Annotated in this window: 16 protein-coding genes and 2 pseudogenes; 13 read left to right on the top strand and 5 right to left on the bottom strand. The window is 40.6% G+C overall.

The genetic code is table 11. The features are described 5' to 3' along the window. Nucleotides 1-145 precede the first annotated feature (145 nt). From EYS08_RS22860 to EYS08_RS22845, 4 genes are all read right to left on the bottom strand, one after another. Nucleotides 146-2,101 carry a sigma 54-interacting transcriptional regulator gene (locus tag EYS08_RS22860; RefSeq protein WP_131032263.1) on the bottom strand — a complete coding sequence of 652 codons (1,956 nt, stop codon included), beginning with the start codon at nucleotides 2,099-2,101 and terminating at the stop codon, nucleotides 146-148. A 176-nt stretch (nucleotides 2,102-2,277) separates the two neighbouring features. Further along, nucleotides 2,278-4,197 (bottom strand): sigma 54-interacting transcriptional regulator, encoded by a 1,920-nt coding sequence (locus EYS08_RS26400; protein WP_131032262.1) that lies wholly within the window; start codon nucleotides 4,195-4,197, stop codon nucleotides 2,278-2,280. Nucleotides 4,198-4,203: 6 nt separating this feature from the next. Then, the gene (locus EYS08_RS22850) at nucleotides 4,204-6,558 is read right to left on the bottom strand and encodes a tetratricopeptide repeat-containing sensor histidine kinase (protein WP_131032261.1); all 2,355 of its coding nucleotides are present in this window, start codon (nucleotides 6,556-6,558) and stop codon (nucleotides 4,204-4,206) included. A gap of 6 nt (nucleotides 6,559-6,564) precedes the next feature. Then, nucleotides 6,565-8,256: a sigma-54-dependent Fis family transcriptional regulator gene (locus EYS08_RS22845; RefSeq protein ID WP_131032260.1), complete on the bottom strand. Its 1,692-nt coding sequence runs from the start codon at nucleotides 8,254-8,256 to the stop codon at nucleotides 6,565-6,567. Nucleotides 8,257-8,890: 634 nt separating this feature from the next. Here EYS08_RS22845 and EYS08_RS22840 point away from each other — a divergent pair. The 13 genes and pseudogenes from EYS08_RS22840 (at nucleotide 8,891) to EYS08_RS22780 (ending at nucleotide 21,035) form a co-directional block, all read left to right on the top strand. Next, complete coding sequence (locus tag EYS08_RS22840) at nucleotides 8,891-9,523, top strand: hydrolase (RefSeq protein WP_131032259.1); 633 nt, start codon at nucleotides 8,891-8,893, stop codon at nucleotides 9,521-9,523. A gap of 16 nt (nucleotides 9,524-9,539) precedes the next feature. Continuing rightward, on the top strand, nucleotides 9,540-10,919 hold the full coding sequence (locus EYS08_RS22835; protein ID WP_131032258.1) for an alginate export family protein: 1,380 nt from the start codon (nucleotides 9,540-9,542) through the stop codon (nucleotides 10,917-10,919). Nucleotides 10,920-10,930: 11 nt separating this feature from the next. After that, nucleotides 10,931-11,671, top strand: a complete 741-nt coding sequence (locus tag EYS08_RS22830) for a M17 family peptidase N-terminal domain-containing protein (protein ID WP_131032257.1) — start codon at nucleotides 10,931-10,933, stop codon at nucleotides 11,669-11,671. 26 nt (nucleotides 11,672-11,697) lie between these two features. Continuing rightward, nucleotides 11,698-13,590, top strand: coding sequence for an amidohydrolase (locus EYS08_RS22825; protein WP_131032256.1), 1,893 nt, complete (start codon nucleotides 11,698-11,700; stop codon nucleotides 13,588-13,590). A 2-nt stretch (nucleotides 13,591-13,592) separates the two neighbouring features. Then, nucleotides 13,593-14,027 (top strand): DoxX family protein, encoded by a 435-nt coding sequence (locus tag EYS08_RS22820; RefSeq protein WP_131032255.1) that lies wholly within the window; start codon nucleotides 13,593-13,595, stop codon nucleotides 14,025-14,027. Between the two features lie 22 nt (nucleotides 14,028-14,049). Continuing rightward, complete coding sequence (locus EYS08_RS22815) at nucleotides 14,050-14,523, top strand: Dps family protein (protein WP_131032254.1); 474 nt, start codon at nucleotides 14,050-14,052, stop codon at nucleotides 14,521-14,523. Nucleotides 14,524-14,535: 12 nt separating this feature from the next. Next, nucleotides 14,536-15,225, top strand: a complete 690-nt coding sequence (locus EYS08_RS22810; RefSeq protein WP_131032253.1) for a YoaK family protein — start codon at nucleotides 14,536-14,538, stop codon at nucleotides 15,223-15,225. Between the two features lie 2 nt (nucleotides 15,226-15,227). After that, a complete protein-coding gene (locus EYS08_RS22805) occupies nucleotides 15,228-17,525 on the top strand; it encodes a histidine kinase dimerization/phosphoacceptor domain -containing protein (RefSeq protein ID WP_131032252.1) in 2,298 nt (765 codons plus the stop codon). 37 nt (nucleotides 17,526-17,562) lie between these two features. Beyond that, nucleotides 17,563-18,498 (top strand): ring-cleaving dioxygenase, encoded by a 936-nt coding sequence (locus EYS08_RS22800; protein ID WP_131032251.1) that lies wholly within the window; start codon nucleotides 17,563-17,565, stop codon nucleotides 18,496-18,498. Between the two features lie 5 nt (nucleotides 18,499-18,503). Next, nucleotides 18,504-18,806 (top strand): GNAT family N-acetyltransferase, encoded by a 303-nt coding sequence (locus tag EYS08_RS22795; RefSeq protein ID WP_131032250.1) that lies wholly within the window; start codon nucleotides 18,504-18,506, stop codon nucleotides 18,804-18,806. A 2-nt stretch (nucleotides 18,807-18,808) separates the two neighbouring features. Continuing rightward, the gene (locus EYS08_RS22790) at nucleotides 18,809-19,423 is read left to right on the top strand and encodes an alpha/beta hydrolase (protein WP_131032249.1); all 615 of its coding nucleotides are present in this window, start codon (nucleotides 18,809-18,811) and stop codon (nucleotides 19,421-19,423) included. A gap of 8 nt (nucleotides 19,424-19,431) precedes the next feature. After that, entirely contained in the window at nucleotides 19,432-20,058 is a 627-nt protein-coding gene (locus EYS08_RS22785; protein WP_131032248.1) for a TMEM175 family protein, read from the top strand. A gap of 26 nt (nucleotides 20,059-20,084) precedes the next feature. Next, nucleotides 20,085-21,035 (top strand): annotated as a pseudogene (locus EYS08_RS22780) (D-2-hydroxyacid dehydrogenase family protein). A 144-nt stretch (nucleotides 21,036-21,179) separates the two neighbouring features. Here EYS08_RS22780 and EYS08_RS25905 read toward each other — a convergent pair. Next, nucleotides 21,180-21,637: pseudogene (locus tag EYS08_RS25905) on the bottom strand (IS4-like element ISSysp3 family transposase); the annotation flags it as partial.

The following is a 21,637-nucleotide window of genomic DNA, read 5'->3' as shown; positions in this document are numbered from 1 at the left end:
CGTTGCAACGCAAAATCTTTTAACATCGTTCAAAGATCTCTCCACTGCGGAGATGACGATTTATCTTAACCTAGATCACAGCGCTTAATCGACTCCGGACTCGGGACTACCGACTCCTGACTAAAACCTCAACTTCACCTAAAGCCTACTTAACAAATTCAAATTTTATCCCTAGTTTTTTAATTTTTGAGTTTAATGTCGTAGAAGGGATATTAAGGATTTCCGCCGCGCCACCCGGGCCAAATATTTTGCCTTTACACATTTTCAAAATACCCATAATATGCTCCCTCTCCATTTCCTCCATGGTTTTGATTTTGAAATGATCTCCATGAGCAACACTTGCAGCCAAGGTAGGGTTTGGAAGGTCAACTTTAGTAATCATTTCCCCTTCAGTTAACAGCATACTTCTTTCTATCAGGTGCTCTAATTCCCTGACATTTCCAGGCCAGTGATAATCCTGCATTTCATTCAACGCATCCGTAGATATTGAAGTAACTGATGACGATCCTTTTTTGCCATACTTGTCAATAAAATAAGCGGCCAGAGCAGGTATATCTTCTTTTCGGTCTCTCAGCGAAGGTAACTCTATCGGGAAAACATTCAAGCGGTAATATAAGTCAAGGCGGAAACGGCCTTCTGCAACTTCTTTTTCCAGGTTTCTGTTGGTGGCCGTAATGATCCTAACGTTTATCTTTTTGGTGTAATTTCCACCCAAACGTTCAATTTCTTTTTCTTGGAGAACCCTTAATAGTTTTACCTGAGCTTCTAAGGGAAGTTCGCCTATCTCATCCAGAAAAATCGAGCCTCCGTTGGCCTGTTCAAACTTGCCGATGCGTTTTTCGTTTGCGCCTGTAAAAGAACCTTTTTCATGCCCGAAAAGTTCCGATTCTATTAAGGTTAAGGGTAAGGCTGCACAGTTTACGGTAATTAAGGGTTTGTTTTTACGGGGAGATAATTTATGGATGGTCTGTGCAATTTTTTCTTTTCCAGTGCCACTTTCGCCCAAAATAAGCACCGAAGTATCATCGGGTGCCACCAGTTCCAGTTTCTTAAATGCGGCGTGCAGTAAAGCACTGTTGCCAATAATGCCATTAAAATCCTTTCGGATTTCTATAGCTTGTTCTTTTTTGATGATTGGCTTTTCAACTACAGGTAAGCCCACAGCTGGAGTTTGAGCTATACTATCCTTACTTAAAATAATTTTAGCTATAATGAGCTCAAGGCTTTTCTTAAATTGGCCAATAATACCTGAATGGACTTTTGTGTAGAGATCTGAAAGCTGGTTGAAAAAAACGAACTGAAATACATCTGTATCTCTTTCAATTTCGGTAATCAAGACTGATTCAAGTTTGTAATGGTCTGAAAGTGCTTGTATCGATAGACTTTCCATTCTCAATTTCCGAAAATCATATCCGTTAAAGATGGGTTTCCCATTATGGGCAAGCGCGGTGCTGTTCCATGTTTTAAAATCACGATCTGAAATATTGGTTTCTTTCAGTAAAGCGTCGGTGCTGAGGATATTGAATTTTCCGTCGGAAGCGCGGCTGATGTAAACATCCTTCGTAGTGGTGCGTGGCTTTGATCTGGTAATCCAGAGAAAATCAAAAGGTACAACGGGGTGCATCGCGGCACTGATTTGTTTTAAACGCTGAGAAACCGGTTCCTGCTTTTGGGCAATATGCTCAATCTGTTTATGTAGCGGTGGCTCTTTATGATGGTTATATTTCAGGTTTTGTTCATGTCTGTAACGGGCAATATCCAACATTACCATCAGGTCTTTTTCGCGGAAAGGTTTAACCAAAAAGCCATAGGGCAGGGTTGCTTTTGCGGCTTCTAAAATCCCCTGATTGGTGTTTGCGGAAATATAAATAAAAGGGATTCCCATTTCGGTAAGCTGGCCAGCCAGATCAATTCCTGTTTTGTCGCCCTGCAAAAAAATATCCAACAATATCCAGTCGGGTTCTTTAGCTGCGATCAGCTCAAGCGCTTTTACCACAGATGGTGCTATCCCACACACTTTATAGCCAGCTTTTTCGAGCATGATCCTAAGATCGTTGGCTACAATAAATTCATCTTCTACAATTAAGATTTTCTGTTTCATTTTCTATTTCGGGCGAGCGTTAGATATAAATCAACGGCCAACAAAGGTCTCTTTTTGATTAATACAGTCTATTCAAGTCAAGAAAAATACCAATCTTTAAGTTTTTGTTTATCAGTGTTTTATTGTGTTAGTTGGTTTTTGGAATTCATGATATATCGTCGATTTACTAAATATCACTAACGTTTTATATCCAGCTTTTTAATTTTAGAACTCAAAGTAGTTGCCGGAATGCCCAATAATTCTGCCGCACCACCGCTGCCTGCAACCTTACCTTTGCAGAGCTCCAAAACCCTGATGATATGGTCTCTTTCATTATCGATAATTGTTTTTATTCCATTTTGCGAAAGCGGTTCCTCATTTTTAATTCCAAGTTCCAAATGATCGGGATTAAGTTTTTCATTCGATGAAAGCAGTACACTCCTCAGCATCACATGTTCCAATTCTCTGATATTGCCTGGCCAATCATATAACATCAGCCGATCCATAAAATCAGTTGGAATTTCGGTAATGTTTTTACCTACTGCTTTTGCATGTTTCTGAACAAAATATTCTACCAGTAGTGGGATGTCGGTCTTTCGTCGACAAAGCGGAGGAACGTGGATTGGAAAAACATTAAGGCGATAGAAAAGATCCAGCCTGAACCTGCCTTTTGCGATCTCTTTCTCTAAATTGACGTTAGTAGCAGCAATTATTCTTAAATCGACTTTAATAGGTTGTTTGCCACCAATCCGCTCAATTTCTTTCTCCTGCAACGCGCGGAGAAGCTTTGCCTGCAGATCGAAGGGCATCTCTCCGATCTCATCGAGAAAGATGGTGCCACCGTTGGCCTCTTCAAATTTTCCGATTCTGGTGTTCACAGCGCCTGTAAACGAGCCCTTTTCATGGCCAAATAGAATGGATTCAATTAAATCTGCAGGTAGTGCAGCACAATTTACGGCCACAATTGGCTTTGCGCTTCTATGCGATAAGCGGTGGAGGCTTTTGGCAACTTCTTCTTTTCCTGTCCCACTCTCTCCGGTTATCAATACAGATGTATCAGTTGGTGCAACAATTTTTATCTTGTCTAAAACACTGAGCAAAGCAGTGCTTTTGCCAATAATATTTTCAAAATTTTTTTTTGCTACATGATAGTTGCCGCTTTCTTGATGAAAAACTGTTTCCGTTCCTGCTTTTTCAAGCTCGATAATATGGACCAATTTTTTCTCTAAAGTGCCTGATAAAAAGTTAAGCAGCTCCATGTGTGCGGGTTGGTAAATGTTTTCAGTTCTACTGTAAAACGAAAAGCTGATCTGATCGCCATTTTCCAGGTAGAATGTTTTTACCAGATTGGAATAAAGATGATAAGTGGTGGCGATTAAATTTTTCATTGGGGCAGCCTTTTTTACCCCCTCAAAATCATCACCAACGTAAATGGCATCGGCTGTTGTTTCGGGTACCAGTTGATTGATGGTATCATATTCTGCCCTGCTTAAATCCGCGTATTTTAAGAACTCATTTGCTGTAAATAAGTCGTACTGGTCGAAGTTTTTTCTGGTGATTCCAATTTCGCTATATCGTTTTCCATCTTTTGCGATACCTGAAAGCGCAATAAAATCAAAAGGAATATATGGCTGAAAGGCAGCTGCAATGGCTAAAATTTTCTTTTGCCAGTTTAACGATTTCATCGAAATATCTACAATGAAATCCTGCATAAAGCGCTCGCTGCTCATTTTCATGTTATTGCTGTTTTCCTTGCGGTACCTGGCAATATCAATGCTTAATAAAATGTCCCGGTCGCGGTAAGGTTTAACAATAAACCCGTACGGACAGGTAGACTTTGCAGCCTCCAGCACTTTTTCATTCGAATTTGCAGAGACATAAATAAAAGGGATCTGGCTTTTCATTAAGTCATGCGCCAGATCAATGCCGGTTAGTCTGCCCTTTAAATAGATATCTAAAAGAACCAGGTCTACCTGATGTTTTTCCAGTAGGGCTTGAGCATTTTTAACAGAATCGGCAATGCCGACAACCTGATAGCCGGCACGCTGCAAAATCATCTGCAGATCGTGCGCAACGATAAATTCATCTTCAACAATTAGAATTTTTTCTGTCCTCATCTTCAATTAATCTTTCAACAGGAATAAATCTTCACTTCTATTTATAAAAATTAAGCTTAACGAAACACCATCTTTGCTTTCCATCGTAAAAACACCATCAATTTGGGCACTCAATCCCTTCATTAAAATAATGCCTAGTGTGTTGTTCTGTTCATAATCAAAGTCGGCGGGTAATCCGATGCCGTTATCCTTAATAAACAGTTGATAATGATCTGCCTGACATTCTTTTAGGGTAATGATCACTTTTCCGTCATGCCTGTCAGGGAAAGCGTATTTGAAAATATTGGTAATCGCCTCGTTTATAATTAAGCCAAGCGGAACGGCTTTCGAAATGTCCAGTTCGAGATTTAAAATGTCCAACTCAAAGCTTATCTTTTTATCACCGTTCAGGCTTTCCTTTAAATATTCAACCAATTCTACGATATAAGGCTGAATGTTTATGGTAGCCAGATTTTCTGTTTGGTAAAGCTTTTGATGAATCAACGCAATACTTTTTAAACGGTGCTGACTTTCCTTTATCGCCTCAATTGCAGATAAATCTTCCAGGTAATAACTTTGGCTGTTCAATAAACTCATTGTTAATTGCAGGTTGTTTTTAACCCGGTGATGCACTTCCTTAATTAAGCTTTCTTTCTCTTCAATTAAATTATTTTTTTGTTGAATATTTATCTCGAGTTCAGCGTAAGCAAGGTCTATATCTGCCTTTTTCTTTACCAAAGTATCATGAAGTTTCTTTTTCAACCGGAACCTGCCATAGATTAAAACAAGTACGATTGTTAAAAATGCCAGCCCGGCGATAGTGGCATTTTTAATCCATTGAATGCGGTTAAGTTCCTGGCTTTGCAATTGCGATTTCTTCCTGAGGATTTCATTTTCATTCTCCTTTTGCGAAGCCTGGAATTCAATCTTCAAACGCTCAATGGTATTTAAATTCTCCTGGCTAAGCATCGAATCTCTAAGCTTATGAAAAGTTTGCAGGTGAATAATGGCCTCTGCCGGACGATCTGTAGATAGATCTATTTTGTAAAGAATTTCATTTAACCTGATCTGCCTTGGTAAGGTCATGCTGATCTGGTTTTCTCTTGCTTTTTCTGCAAACTGCAACGCCAGTCCGTATTTGTTCTGGGCAAAGTAGAATTCGCTTACGGAGAAGAAAACTGAAGTTTGGAAAGGGTTAGAGTATGTTTGTAATGTATTATCTTCTAGGAGTTTATCGAAATGTTTTTTAGCCAGATCGTACTTTTTTAGCGCAGCATAACACTCGCCAAATGCCAGAAACATAAAATATTCATGTCCACTTGATGGATTGTTAACCTCGCTCCAGGTTTTTTCGAGTATGGCCAGTGCTTTTTTTGCTTCACCCAGTTTGATCATTTGGCTCGTAATGGAATAAGCCGTAACAAAGCGGAAAGGATCTTTTTTATCGTTAACATCAAGGGTTTTACGGTACCAGGCAATGCTTTCTTTAGCTTTACCCATGGCCTCATAGGCAGAGCCTACCCGGTTTAAATAAGTGCCGAGCACTTCCTCGTGGTTGTTTTGTGCCGTTTTTACACTCAGTAACGCGTAATTCAATGCCTTACTGAGTTCTCCTTTTCTTTCATAAACTGCCGAAAGCAGATCATAGGCCATTGGCAGATCGGGAAGTTTGAATTTTTTATCCAAGGCAATAACCTCAAAAAGCTCTTTTATGGATAAATCAAATTTTTCTTCCTCCAAATGGAAATCTGCCATTGTTTTTAGAAGCGTTGCCTCTCTGTATTTTTCCTGGAAAGAGGTGCCAATTTCTTTATATAAGGCATGTGCGGTAGCTGCGCGGTTGTAAAATGTTCTATTTTTATAATCCGAAACGGTATCGGGAACATTGACATAATAAGAATACCATGCGCTGGCTTCGAAATGTTTATTGCCAATTCTTTTTGCAACAGCAATTGCCTTTTCATAGGTGAGTGCCTGCTGTACTCTTAAATGTTTTTTGTTCAAAAACCGGGCGTAAGCCATAAGGGTACGAAATTCCCAGTTTGGGGATTTAAGTTGCTCGTTTAAAATGCGTGCCTTTTGCAGATAAGGCATTGCCTTCGCTAAATTTATGCTTTGGTTTTCTTGTTGATTAATGAAATGATTGGCAATTTTTAGCAGGTATTGTATGCGGTTTGTATCGGGTTTTGAATCAGCCAAAAGTCTCTGTAGCTTTTGAAGAGAATCTGTAGGGTTTAGACTGCCTACCTGATCTCTGGCTGAAGTATTACTGCTCCTAATGAGCATTAAACTGAAAATCGCAAATAGCATAATGAGCACTATCATTTTATTGACATGCTTTACTGCCGCAACTTTTTTAAACAGTTTGTTTAATTCTATCATTAAATGTTACTTATTCAGGATGTGTTCCCGTTTAATCTTAAATTTTTTAATTTTTGAGTTAAGGGTGGTAGCAGGGATATTTAATATTTCTGCAGCTCCACCGATACCGGATATTTTTCCCTTGCAACGTTTTAAAACCGATAGAATATGGTCGCGCTCGTTTTCGTGGATGCTTTTGATTTTTTGCTCATCCGTATTGTTAATTGCCTCATTTCTATCTGTTTTAGGTAGGTGGATTTCTTTTAATATGTTGCCGGATGTTAATAAGATGCTACGTTCAATCAAATGCTCCAGCTCCCTCACGTTTCCCGGCCAGGGGTAGAGCATGAGTTTGTTCAGCGCGCTTTTGGAAATGGCGTTTACCTGCTTTCCTGTTTTTTTTGAAATGCGTTCAATGAAGAATGCCGTAAGATGAGGGATATCATCCAATCTATTCCTCAACGGTGGGATTGGAATTGGAAATACGTTTAACCTGTAATATAGGTCGCTCCTGAAACTTCCTTTTTCTACCTCTTTTAGCAGATTCCTGTTCGTGGCAGCTATAATTCTTACATTTGTTTTAATTACATCCCTGCCGCCAATCCGTTCAATTTCCTTTTCCTGTAATGCACGGAGCAACTTTACCTGAAGTTCTAATGAAAGTTCGCCAATCTCATCCAAAAAAAGCGTCCCATTGTGTGCCAGTTCAAACTTGCCGATGCGCCGCTCTGTTGCACCTGTAAAGCTGCCTTTTTCATGACCAAAAAGTTCACTTTCAGCCAGGCTAGCAGGGATTGCGGCACAATTGATTTTAACCATCAATTCATTGCTGCGAAGTGAGGAATTATGTAATGCCCTTGCAATGAGTTCTTTTCCTGTTCCTGTTTCCCCGGTAATAAGTACAGTGCTATCGGTAGCAGCCACAGCCTCAATCAGATGGAAAATGCCTTTTAACGACTTGCTCTGCCCGATGATTTCTGTATGGTTGTATTTGTGTTGGATCTCTTCCTGCAGGTAACTTTTTTCATCCTCTAATTTTTGTTTGTACGCATTGATTTCTAAGAGCTGCTGCTCTATTTTTTCGTTTGCACGGATGTTCGATATCGCTATTGAAATCTGCAGCGAAATGCCCTGCAGCAGATCAAAATAGATATTCGATAACGAATTCATGTTCTTAGTGTAGAGGTAAAAGAAACCGATACATGCTGATCGGTCCACCATTTTCAGACCAATCATTTCTTTGATGCCTTTGTTGTGCCAAAATGATAACCAGGCAGGTGCGTCATCCCACCTTAAAACTTCTTCAACATTAAAAACGATTGGTTTTTCTGAAGAAATCATCGCCCTGCACATGCCGTCGTCGAGCGTGTACTTCTTAGACGATTCTGGCGCTATACCGGCTGTTTTAAGAAAATCCTCTTTTTGGTTATAGATGAAAGCACTATGGGTCTGCTGGTCGTCATTAATCAAACAGATAACAAAGTCATCAAAATCAAATAATTTTTTAAGCTTTAGGTCTATAACATCGAAGAGATCAAGTTTATTTCTGATGGAAGCAATGGAGTTGCTTAACGATAACAAAACTGCATTTTCCCTTTCTTTTTGTTCGAGTTTTTTAACCAAGCGTGCATTTTCGATTTCAACTACTGTAGCTCCATTAATATTTAGGATGGCATGTTCTTGATTTTGAATTTCAGATAAATTGCCCTTGCTTTCCATGTCGCTAAAGTAGGGTTTATAAATTTAATTAATGAATTTTGATTCGTTAAATTGGTAACGAAATTTCGTTATTTGTTTATTTTTACTACTGATTTTTAGTGAGTTATGTTGTGTTTTAATGTTGGTATTTTTTGATTTTTTTTCGTTATTGTTTAGGTGATCAAATAATTTACCCCGCAGATTTAGGAAATTTCCGCAGAGGTAAATGTTTGTTTTAAATAGACCCCGAAATAATTACTTATAATAAATCCCCAAAATAGGTCGTCATTGTGAGGAGGAACGACGAAGCAATCTTTCATGTTCGCGAGTCCTGCCATAAAGATTGCTTCGTCGGCTAAAAAAAGCCTTCTCACATCCGATAGCTATAGGATGACGATACCTTAATCAAATCGCTGTTCGGAAAAATTAACTAAAAAACCCAAATTGTGCGCTCAGTGCCCTACTCTGTTTTCTCTGTGGTTAAAACACACACGCTTTCCCCTCTACTTCCTTTGGTAAAAACAATATTAAAATTCGTAAATCAACGATATATAGTTAATCATATTTCGTGTGTTTTTATGTAAGATTCTGATTTATAGCTATTTGTTTGGTGGTATGTTTTTTGGAACAGTGAGGGAAACAAAAATATTTAATTATGAAACCATCACCTGACTTATTATCTCCGGAAAATCATGCATTAGTATTAATCGATTTCGAGGGGCAGATGGCTTTTGCAACAAAAAGCATCTCTATTACCGAACTTCGTACAAATGTTGCCATTGTTTGTGGCGCATCTAAAATCTTTAACGTACCCACTATTGTAACCACAGTTGCCGAAGATTCGTTTGCAGGCCCTGTTTTTCCAGAAATTGAAGAATTTTATCCCCAGGCTACTTCAAATTATATCGATAGGACTTCGATGAATACCTGGGAAGATGAACCAGCTTACAAAGCAATCACTGCAACCGGAAAGAAGAAACTTGTATTGGCTGGTCTTTGGACAGGTGTTTGTATCGTTGGTCCGGCTTTATCAGCCTTGTCAGAAGGTTTTGACGTTTTCGTGATCACTGATGCCTGTGGTGATGTAAGCAATGAGGCACACGAACGGGCCATTCAACGGATGGTTCATGCAGGTGTAAAACCGGTAACTTCTGTGCAGTACATCCTCGAACTTCAAAGAGATTGGGCCAGAACCGGAACCTATGAGCCTGTAACCACATTAATGAAAAAATACGGTGCAGGTTATGGCCTTGGTATCCAGTATGCACACAAAATGGTAAAACACTAACCCTCATTTACATAAAATGAGAACTGATTATCCCCATTTGGCATTCGTTGTTGCAATCTGTTTTTGCTTATCAACAACAGTGGCTTTCGCCCAAGGCATTAAGCTAATGCGCTACGATGAGGATTATAGCAAGCTGAAAGATTCGGCCAGGAACCTCTACAATACGTTAAAGTTCCTGCCGCTTTCGGTAGATAAAAAAGTTTACCTCAGTTTTGGTGGCGAAATCAGGGAGGAATATGGAGGAAAAATCAATGAAGACTGGATCGAAAATCAGGGTTTCAATTATTCTTTTTTACAGCGCTACTCGCTTTATGCTGATTTAAATGTTGGAGAAAGACTACGGTTTTTCGCTCAGGTAAACAGTGCGCTCGAAAATGGCAGTAAGTATGGCCCCTCTCCGGTTGATGAAGATCAGCTTGTGGTACAAAATCTGTTTGCAGAATATAGGATACTTAAAGATTCACCGAATAAATTAGCCCTTAGGTTGGGTAGGCAGGAAATTAATTACGGCTCTGGTCGGTTAATTTCTGTAAGAGAGGGGACAACCGTACGGCAATATTTTACTGGAGCAAAACTGATGTATGCAACACCGCGGTTTTCACTGGATGCATTTGTTTTAGCGGCTGACGAAGTGAATTTCGGGGTATTCGATAATCGCCCCAGCCATCAGGCCAACCTTTGGGGTGCTTATTCCAACCTCAATATCCAACAAGGCGGGAACTTCGATTTCTATTATTTAGGCATCAGGCGTGATGATGCTGAATTTGAAGAAGGCATAGCAAAAGAAATCAGGCATACTCTGGCTACGCGATATTGGAAAAGTGGCGGTGGTTTTATCTATAATGTAGAAGCAGCCTATCAGTTTGGCAAGTTTGGAAGTGGCAATATCGATGCCTGGACAATGGCTATTGAATTGGGTTATACTTTTGAAGAAACCAAGCTTAAGCCCTCTGTAAACCTACGGAATGATTATATCTCGGGCGACAGGAAAGCTGGCGATGGGAAACTCCAAACCTTTAATCCCTTATATCCCAAAGGAGGTTATTTTGGATTTAACCCACTCATCGGACCTTCGAACCTAATTGATCTGCATCCTTACTTAACCCTTAACCCAACCGATAAATTAAGCATCCAGGCTGATATTGTTTTTAACTGGAGGTATTCTACAAACGATGGGATCTATCGCCCCAGCGGAAATTTTAATACCTCAGGTTCACTTTCTAACCATCGTTTTATCGGTACCACTTATCTGCTCAGTGCAGATTATAAATTCAATAACAACCTTTCATTCAGTTGTGGGGGGCAATATTTCAGGGTGGGTGATTTTATAAAAGATGTCGTACCACTCTGGGACAATTCAAAGTTTTTTAATGCTCAGGTATCATACAAATTTTAAACAATAAGAAAATGAAAAATAACTTCACTAAAAAATCAATAGCTGCTATCCAAAACTTCAGGCTGGCCATCATCATATTTTCTGTATTTGTTACAGGAACAGCATTTGCACAAAATACCACCGCAATAGGAACGGCCAAAGTTTGGGGTACGGTTGATGGGATTGCCATCGAAGGGGTTGTTCAGGGACCATCGGCGCAGGTTAGCGCTTTACAGATTGCCTGTGTTTTTGAGTACACCGAAGGAGATATTTTTAATTCGCCACCCGCACTTCCGCCAGCGTTAAATGGTTTGGTACACTTAGATCAGGATATGAAAGGTTTGATCACCGAAATCCGCAAAAGCGGGAAATTTTTGGGTCACGCCAACGAAACCATTTTAATTTCTCCACCAAAAGGTACCATCGGTGGCAAACGCCTGCTTTTAATCGGTCTTGGCGATCGAAATAAATTCACTCCAGAACTAATGACCGGAGTAGGCAGCATCGCCATGAGAGAAGCGCTTAAACTTGGTGTAAACAACTTTTCTTTTGCAAGTGATTTAAAAGACGCAGGGATCAACTCGCCGACGGCATTGGTTGCTGGTAATGTTGTAAAAGGCATTTTCGAAGCCTACAGAACCCAAAACTGGTTAAAAGAAAAGAACATGGCAACCTTTAAACCAGTAGCGAAAGTCATCCTTTTGGCAGGACCGGCATTTTTTACATCAGCTGGAGAAGGCATTCAGGAAGCAATTGCTGCCATTAAAAATTAAGATCTCAAATCCAAAAAGAAGATACCATGACTGCAGATATCATTTTATTCAATGGTAAGATTCATACCATTGCCAAACACAAGGAAGAAATAACAGCCGTTGCCATTAAAGATGGCAAGTTTATCGCCGTTGGTCGTGATAGCGACATCATGAATTTTTCGGGTTCCGCAACAAGGCTGATTGATCTTGGCAAAAAACGGGTTGTTCCGGGGATTAACGACTCCCATATCCATTTAATCCGTGGTGGGTTAAATTTCAATCTGGAATTACGCTGGGATGGTGTTCCATCACTGGCTGATGCCTTACGGATGCTTAAAGAGCAAGTAGATATTACCCCATCACCACAATGGGTACGCGTAGTTGGGGGCTGGTCTGAGTTTCAGTTTGCCGAAAGAAGAATGCCAACGCTGGAAGAAGTAAATGCCATTGCACCCGAAACGCCTGTGTTTATTTTGCATTTATACGACCGTGCTTTTATGAACCGCGCTGCGCTTAAAGCCGTTGGATATACAAAAGATACGCCTGCGCCTCCGGGCGGAGAAATCCAGAGAGATGCCAATGGTGAACCTACCGGACTGATTATCGCCAGCCCAAATGCCATGATTTTATATTCTACGCTGGCCAAAGGCCCGAAACTTTCTTATGAACATCAGGTAAATTCTACCCGTCATTTTATGACCGAACTGAACCGTTTCGGGATTACCAGTGTAATTGATGCCGGTGGAGGTTTTCAGAATTTCCCTGACGATTATAAAGTCGTAAACGAACTAAATGAGCAAAAACAACTTACCGTTCGCATTGCCTACAACTTGTTTACCCAACGCCCCAAACAGGAGTTTGAGGATTTTGACAACTGGACCAATACCGTAAAACTTTACCAGGGAGATGATATGTACCGCCACAATGGGGCAGGTGAGATGCTGGTTTTCTCTGCAGCAGATTTTGAAGATTTTCTTCAGCCACGGCCAGATCTTTCGGATAATATGGAGCCTGAACTGGAACGTGTGGTGCGTTTACTGGTCGAAAAAAGATGGCCTTTCAGGCTTCATGCCACTTATAATGAAAGTATCGGTCGGTTTTTAAATGTATTTGAAAAGGTTAATAAAGATATTCCTTTTGCTGGCCTGCCCTGGATATTCGACCATGCCGAAACCATCGACGAAAGGAACATTGAACGTGTAAAAGCATTGGGCGGTGGCATAGCGATCCAGAGCAGAATGGCTTATCAGGGTGAATATTTTACCGAGCGTTATGGTGCAAAAGCGACACTCCAAACACCACCGGTTAAAAAGATGCTCGAAATGGAAGTTCCTGTTGGCGGAGGCTCTGATGCCACCCGTGTAAGCAGTTACAATCCATGGGTTTCCATGTTTTGGTTAACTGCCGGTAAAACAGTTGGTGGCTTAAAAATCTACAGTGAAGAAACCGTTTTATCAAGAGAGACCGCTTTAGAACTATATACCAGAGGTAGTGCCTGGTTTTCGAATGAACAGCAAAAAAAGGGCGATATCGAAGTAGGCATGCTTGCAGATTTAGCTGTACTTAACCAAGATTATTTCGAGGTTGCCGATGAGCAGATCAAAAGTATCGAATCTGATTTAACTCTAGTTGATGGCAAAATTGTGTATGCCAAAGGTGATTTCTCTTCCTTTTCGCCACCGAAAATCCCGATTCTGCCCGATTGGTCGCCAACAAACAGTTATAACGGATACTATTCAGCAGCTACTCATAGAACAGATCAACAGGGAAAAACAAAAAATGCGAACGGAACCGATTCGGTTTTGGCTATGGTGCATTCTTGCGTAGGCAGTTGCAATGTTCACAACCACAACCACGATGCAGTAAGAACAAGTAGCCTCCCTGTAAATAATTACACTGCATTTTGGGGTGCATTAGGCTGCTCATGCTTTGCTTTTTAACTATGGAAAATATTATCAAATACTTGTTATACTCTGATTTAGGAGCAGATCTTAACAATTGGGCTGTACTCGTTTTCAGGGTGCTGCTTATGCTCGAACTTTTCAGGGTTCATGGAATGAAAAAATTCCGTGTTCAAAATGGCGAAAAGGAGCATGTACCCAATCCCTTGGGTTTGCCTGATAAACTGAATGGCTTAGTGGCTACATTTTCTGATACCGTTGTGCCATTTCTGGTTGCTCTAGGGTTCGGAACCAGGCTTTTCCTATTGCCATCAATAGGGGTAACGGCCATCGGCTATTTCATAGTACACCGTAAAGATTCGATTGAAGTGCGTGATGTGCCTTACATGTACACATTGGCCATGCTTTTTTTATGGTTAATCGGACCCGGGACTATTTCAATTGATCATTATTTATTCAATACACTTTTTAATTAAAATAAACATCAAATCACAAATCATGGAAGCTAAAATTGGAATCAGCGCAGAAAACCTTGCCGAGGTTGCACATTCATTAAGCAAAATTCTTGCAGATGAATACGTTTTATATACAAAGACAAGAAAAGCGCACTGGAACGTAGAAGGGCCAGATTTTTACAACAAACACAAATTTTTCGAAGAGCAATACACCCAACTGGAAGATATTGTTGATGAGGTTGCAGAACGTATCCGTAAACTTGGTCATTATGCACCCGCATCGCTTAAACAGTTTCTGGAATTGACTCACTTAACTGAAGATGACCGTGGTAAAAACGATGCCCCAACCTACATCAAAATGTTATTGGCAGATCACGAAAGTATCTTGATCCATTTAAGAGAAAACATTGATAATTATGCAGGGGCGCTTAAAGATGCCGGAACAAGCGATTACATTACTGGATTAATGGAAACACACGAAACTATGGCCTGGATGTTAAGGGCGCACTTATCATAAATCAAAAACAAAATGGAAGAAAAACAGAACAATATCTGGTTTGTAACCCTTGTATTAACCATTATAGCGGGCTATTGCGATAGTATAACCTTTGTTGCTGCCGATAAGATTTTCTCAGCACACGTTACAGGAAACTTTATAGTATTCGCTTACCAGATGATAAAAGGCTCTGATGGTGATGCATGGATCAAGCTGCTAACTTTCCCAATATTTATGCTTTCTGTTATGGCTGGCGGCTGGATATCGGCGAGATTTTCGAACAGGCATTTTCTGCTTTTATGTGAGGGACTTATTCTTTTGCTTGGCGGTGCAATAGCGTATTCATTGGGCTATATAGATAATGGTGAAGTTACATGGCCAATGTACCTGGTTACCATGATCGTGGTTTTTGCCATGGGGCTGCAGAATGCCTTCGGGAAACTTTTTGCCAAAGAAACCTATGGACCAACAACCATGATGACGGGTAATGTAACCCAGTTTGCGCTCGATATCAGGTCGTTTTGTAATTCAGGTTTCAAAAACGCCGACTTCCTTTCAGGAATAAATAGAGGTTTAATCACTTTGGGGGGCTTTTTAATCGGTTGTATCCTCGGCGCCTGGATCGGACAGCTGTTTGGCTTGGTTGGTATCGTGCTGCCTGGTGTTGCCATGTTAATCTGCTATTATAGTACAAAGCAGGGTAAAAATGATGCTAAACTTTAAAGATGCCAACCAAAAATAGAACAGCTAATTTTTGCAGTTGGGGCTTCTGGATCCAGTTAATTACTTTCATGCTGATCAATCCTGTTCTTGCAAAAGGGCAGGGCATCAGGACCCTCAGGGAAGTTGAAACAGCGGAAATTAAACTGCGTAGGCTTGGTCAAACAGAAAGTAAAGTCGATTTATGGATCGATCTGGGTACCTATTACCTCAATTTACCGGGCGAATTAAAAGCCGACCTTGCCCGGGCGATGCAACTCCGCGAACAGGCTTTTGCTTTGGCCGGCAAGATCGAATATCCAAAAGGAATTGCCCGAAGTATGGTACTCAAAGGAAGTATTATCCGCGAATCGGGAGATAGGATTTTAGGTGCAAAAATTTATGAACAGGCCATTGCCTACGCCTCGAAGATGAATCTGAAAGATCAATTGGCAGCCGCTTATTCCGCTATGGGTACTCTTTTTGGCAATGAAGGAGCGGATCTCGAAAAGAAAATTACTTACAACAAGAAATCCTTGGCCTTATACCGTCAGGCAGGAAATAAGTTAGAAGAAGGCAATTCGCTCAAAAACCTTGGCGATTATTACAACATACAAGGACAGCCTGCCTATGCCATAAAGTTAATGGATACCTCGCTTGCTGTTTACAAGGCTATTGGCTTTAAAGAGCTGCAAGGGGTTTACAATAACATGTGTATCACCAATATCAGCCTTGGCAATTTTTCAGAAGCCTTAAAATACGGTTTGCTGGCCGAGAAAACTGCTGATCAATTGGCCGATACAAGTCTGCAAAGAAGTTCTATAAACAACCATTTAGGTTTAACATATTATTATTTAAGGAATGACCAGAAGGCACTTGATTATTGGCTAAAGGCAAAAAACATCGCTGAGCGCTACAAAGATCCAGGGTATATGCAAACCATCATTGCCAATGTAGCCACCATTTATGTTCGTATGAAAAGGTTTGAAGAAGGAATAGCTGAGTTGAAAGAGCTGATTAAAAAATATCCACCAACTGATACACAAATGAAACTGCGTATACCTTACATTTTATTCAACACCTATTACGATATTGAGCAATACGGCAAGGCTGAGCCTTATTTTAAAACGTTAATTAAATTTCACCATGATCTGCCCAAAGATGATCCGAACCAGATTTATCTATATCGCAGCATCATCAGGAAACTGATCCATGAGAAGCAATTTCTTGCTGCCGAGGGTTATTTAAAAGAACATGAAAAACAAAGTATACAGCAGAAAAACCTACTAGCGCTTTCGCAGTTACACAGGCTTTGGTTTGATGTAGACTCTGCACTGAACAAACCTTGGTCGGCAGTGGCACATTATAAAACTTATAAGAGATTGACCGATTCAATCTGGAACAACGAAAAGAGCAAACAGATTTCGGGATTGGAAATCGAATATCAATCCGAGAAAAAAGACAAGGATATTGCGCTGCTTCATCAAAAAAATCAATTGCAGCAGGTTCGGATCGGGAATGAGGAGCGGGTAAGGTATTTCTTTATCGGTGGACTTGTTATCGCGGCACTGTTCGTAGGCCTCGTTTATAACCGTTATCGTTTAAAAAAGCGTAGCAATCTTATCCTGGAGCAAAAGCAGGGAGAAATTAATACGCAGAACGAACTGCTTAGAAAAATACTTGGAGAAAAAGAATGGCTCCTTCGCGAAATCCACCACAGGGTAAAAAACAACCTACAGATTGTAATCAGTCTGCTCAATACACAATCTGCTTATCTGGATAACGAAGATGCGCTGGTAGCCATAAGAAATAGCCAGAACCGGATGCATGCCATGTCGCTTATTCATCAAAAACTGTATCAGTCTGATAATCTCGCAGAAATCGATATGAACTGGTACATCAAAGAACTGGTAGGATATATGATCGAATGTTTTGGGACGGAAAAGAAAATCCAATTCATTTTAGATACTGAAGCGATTAAGTTAGATGTTGCCCAGGCAGTTCCACTAGGCCTGGTTTTGAATGAAGCCATTAGCAATGCAATCAAATATGCTTTTCCTAGCGGAAGAAAAGGAAATGTAAAAATAACCTTTCAAACGATTGAAAGCAGAACCTGTAGACTCAGTATTGCTGATGACGGTATAGGTCTACCCGTCGGTTTTGACGCCGGTGATACCGAATCATTGGGCATGAGTTTAATGACCGGGCTTACCGATCAACTGAATGGTAAAATTGAGATGTGGAATGATAACGGTTTGACTTTGCAGGTTTCTTTTGTACAGCACAAAGAATTACTGCTGGAAACAGCAAACCTGGGCCATTAAAAATAAATAATTAATCAATAAAATAATTTTAAACGATATGAACAACAATATTTTAGGCCTGCACCACATTACAGCCATAGCAGGTAATGCACAGCAAAATTTCGATTTTTATACCAAGGCGTTAGGTTTAAGGTTAGTGAAAAAGACGGTTAACTTTGATGATCCAGGCACATACCACCTGTATTATGGCGATGAAAGGGGTTCAGCAGGAACCATTCTTACCTTTTTTCCCTGGGACGGAATCGGGCAGGGTACCGAAGGAGTAGGTATGGCAACAGAAATCGGCTATTCGGTACCTGCTGGCAGTCATCAATTCTGGCTGGAAAGATTTGGCCTATCAAATGTTAAAACAAAAGAAATTACCGAGCGCTTCGGTGAGCAGGTGCTTGCTTTTAAAGATCCAGATGGTTTATCGTTGAGTTTGATTGTATCCAAAACTACAGATGGCAGAACGCCTTGGGAAACTGCCGATATCAAAAAGGATACCGCAACCAAAGGTTTCCACAGCACCACTCTAACCCTGCAAGCTATCGATGAAACCGCAAAGGTATTAACCGATCTATTTGGTTATCGGTTACTGGGGCAGGAAGAAAACCGGTACCGTTTCATTACCGATACCGTAGAAAATGCAGCCATTGTAGACCTGCTGGAAGTGCCAGCTGGCCACAGGGGCAGAAATGCTGCCGGTACCAACCACCATGTGGCATTCCGTGTTAAAAACGAGGATATTCAAATGGAATTGAGGGAGCAGATTTTAAGTAAAAACTTACAGATTACTCCTAAAATCGATCGTGATTATTTCTACTCTTTATATTTCCGCGAACCAGGAGGGGTTCTTTTCGAAATTGCGACCGAAAATCCAGGCTTTACCGTTGATGAGCCTTTAAATGAACTGGGAACACATTTAAAATTACCGCATCAGCACGAGCATTTACGCGAAGAATTAGATAAATTACTTCCAAAATTAATTTAAAAAAGATGGCACAGGTAAAATTAAATATTCAGGAAGGCGAACCAAGTTCGTTCGATATTTATGATGAAGACGGAAAAGTTGGCGAAATGATTTTTGATATCAAAGATTCAGACCTAACCGTTTACCATACCGAAGTAGATCCTGCAAAAGAAGGAAAAGGTTATGCTAAAATGTTGCTCGATACAATGGTGGCTTATGTCCGCGAAAACAAATTAATGGTTATCCCAATGTGCCCCTATGTTCATATCCAGTTTAAGCGGCACGAAGATCTGTATCGCGATATCTGGAACAAAATAAAAGAAGAATAAAAATGAAAGAAATTATAAAAGCTGGAAAAAGCCTTGATCAGGCAGAAAAAGTGCTGATCATGATCCACGGCCGTGGAGGAACTGCCCAGGATATATTATCGATGGCAGAATACTTGGAGGTTTCAAAATTTGCATTGATAGCCCCGCAAGCTGAAAATAATACTTGGTATCCACAATCATTTTTGGCGCCACGGGAGGCTAACGAGCCTTCGCTTTCCAATGCGCTAAAAACAATAAATGATATTGTAATTGATCTGGGAAAAGAAGGATTTACAAAAGAGCAGATCTACTTTTTGGGTTTTTCCCAGGGAGCCTGTTTAACCCTCGATTTTGTTGCAAGCAATGCTGCCCGTTATGGTGGTGTGGTGGCTTTCACAGGTGGTCTTATCGGTGAACAGATGGATCACCGCAATTATCATGGACACTTTGACGGTACTCCTATTTTTATTGGTAGCAGTGATCCCGATATGCATGTTCCGGTATCGAGGGTAAAAGAATCAACCGTTTTACTCGAAGGTATGGGCGCAAAGGTTACCGAGATTATTTACCAAAACATGGGGCATACCATCAGCCATTCAGAAATAGCACAGGTAAATAAGCTGATTTTTAACGTTTAACTGAGCAAATGGAAAAGGAAACAGAAAGAATAGAGGCTTTTAGCGATGGTGTTTTCGCCATATCAGTAACACTTCTGGTGCTCGAACTTCATATACCAGAAGTAAAAGATGGCAATACCTACACTCACCTGCTTGAGCAATTAAAGCTCCAGTGGCCAGGCTATATCGCTTTTGTCATTTCCTTTTTTAGCATTTTTATTATCTGGGTTAATCACCATAAAGTTTTTAAACAGATTTACAAACGAAACACGGGACTGATGTTTGCCAATGGACTCATTCTGTTCCTGGTTTCGCTTGTTTCTTTTCCCAGCGCACTACTGGCCAGGTTTTTTCTAACGGATTCAAAACAGCTTTCGGTTACCATTTACACCGGACTGTTCGTTTTGATTAATCTGGCTTTCAACCTACTTTGGCAACAGGCTACCTCTGATAAAAAACTGTTGCGTCCTGGAATCAGTGATGCTGCCATCAGGCAACTCCGGAATAACTACCTGTATGGATTCCCGACCTATTTAGCCGCTTTTGTTGTTTCATTCTTTTATCCGGATTTAGCCCTAAGTATTTGTGTTTTACTCTGGGTTTTCTGGGCAGCATCATCAAAGAAAATTAACTTTACCGAAACACCAGCTTTGTAATTAAAAAGGATTTAAATTCGTAAAACATGTCAAAATATAAAATTGCGGTACTTGACGATTACCAGGATGTAGCGAAATCATTTGCCGATTGGACGGTACTTGCCGAACATGCCGATATTAAGATATTTACCGATCATCTTCATAGAGAAGATGAAATTGTAGCACGCTTAATGCCTTTTGATATCATTTGTGTCATGCGCGAACCCACCCCTTTAACCGCTGCTTTACTGATGCAGCTGCTCAACCTAAAACTGATCGTTTCTACGGGTGCCAGAAACCGATCCATTGATGTTGCTGCAGCTGAAAAATTGCAGATTGAAGTGCGTAATACCGATTATTTAGGTCATGGCGCTTTAGAGCTTACTTGGGCACTCTTAATGGCCATCGCGAAACACATTCCGCAAGAAAATGCCAATCTGCGTGCTGGTGGCTGGCAGCATATGGTGGGTAACGATTTAAAAGGGAAAACCCTTGGCATATTAGGACTCGGGAATTTGGGTGCACAGGTTGCCGCCGTGGCAAAAGTTTTTGATATGGATGTGATTGCGTGGAGCGAAAACTTAACACCTGAAAAAGCAATAGCTGGTGGTGCGAGGTATGTAGATAAGAAAACCCTGTTCCAGGAGTCTGATTATTTAACCGTTCACATGTGCTGAGCGATAGAAGTAAAGGCATTGTGGGGGGGCGAAGATCTTGCGTTCATGAAACCGACTGCCTACCTGATCAATACTTCAAGAGGCCCATTGGTTGATGAAAGTGCATTGATCAAAACGCTGGAAGAAAATAAGATTGCCGGTGCGGCTTTAGATGTTTTTGATAAAGAACCGCTTGACCAGGGCCATCCATTCAGAAAATTGAATAACGTACTGGCTACGCCGCACATTGGCTTTGTTACTCAAGATACTTATGATCTCTTCTTCAATGATATTGTTAAGGTTTTGTTGGACTGGCTCCCTCAGCATCAAAAAAATAGATAAATTTCTGAATAGTCATATGTCTTGGGATATTGCCGCTCAAGGCATTTTTCGTTAAAAATAGGTCGTTCCCGACTTGGTCGGGAACCGCGAAGTGCCCATCGAAGATAATCCTGACTCGATAAGCATTAAGGTTCCGGCATACGGCTATCGTGTGGACACATCTCTGTGGATATCCCAGCCCTGCATTGATGCTTTAAAATACTTGATGCCTATCCAAAGGGTTGTAATTCCTGGGTGTCTTTTACTTTCGTAGCCTTTCCATCCCCCAAGTCTGGCTATTGCCCATACATACCTCTTTAGGTYTTTTGCCTGATATGGGTTTTTCTGCTTTTGGGTTTTCCCTTCAAGACGGATTATCCGATGATCAAGAAACTCCTGTTCCTGTGCCGTAAAACAGGAATCTGCTGAGAGTTCTATCTCAGGCTCTGCATAGGAGAGTCTCATGAGAAACAGTTTGATCACCACTTCCATGATCAGTATAGAAAGCTTTTTAACCGAAGAGGCGTATTCAAGTTCCGATGCTTCTATATTGTATCCCTCTTTCTTAAGTATCTTGAATACTTCCTCTATAGTCCATCGCCAGCTGTACCATTCTATACAGG

Source organism: Pedobacter kyonggii (assembly GCF_004310665.1).
Classification (GTDB): domain Bacteria; phylum Bacteroidota; class Bacteroidia; order Sphingobacteriales; family Sphingobacteriaceae; genus Pedobacter; species Pedobacter kyonggii.
The sequence above is the reverse complement of the archived record's forward strand: the minus strand, read 5'-3'. Positions and strand labels throughout refer to the sequence as shown.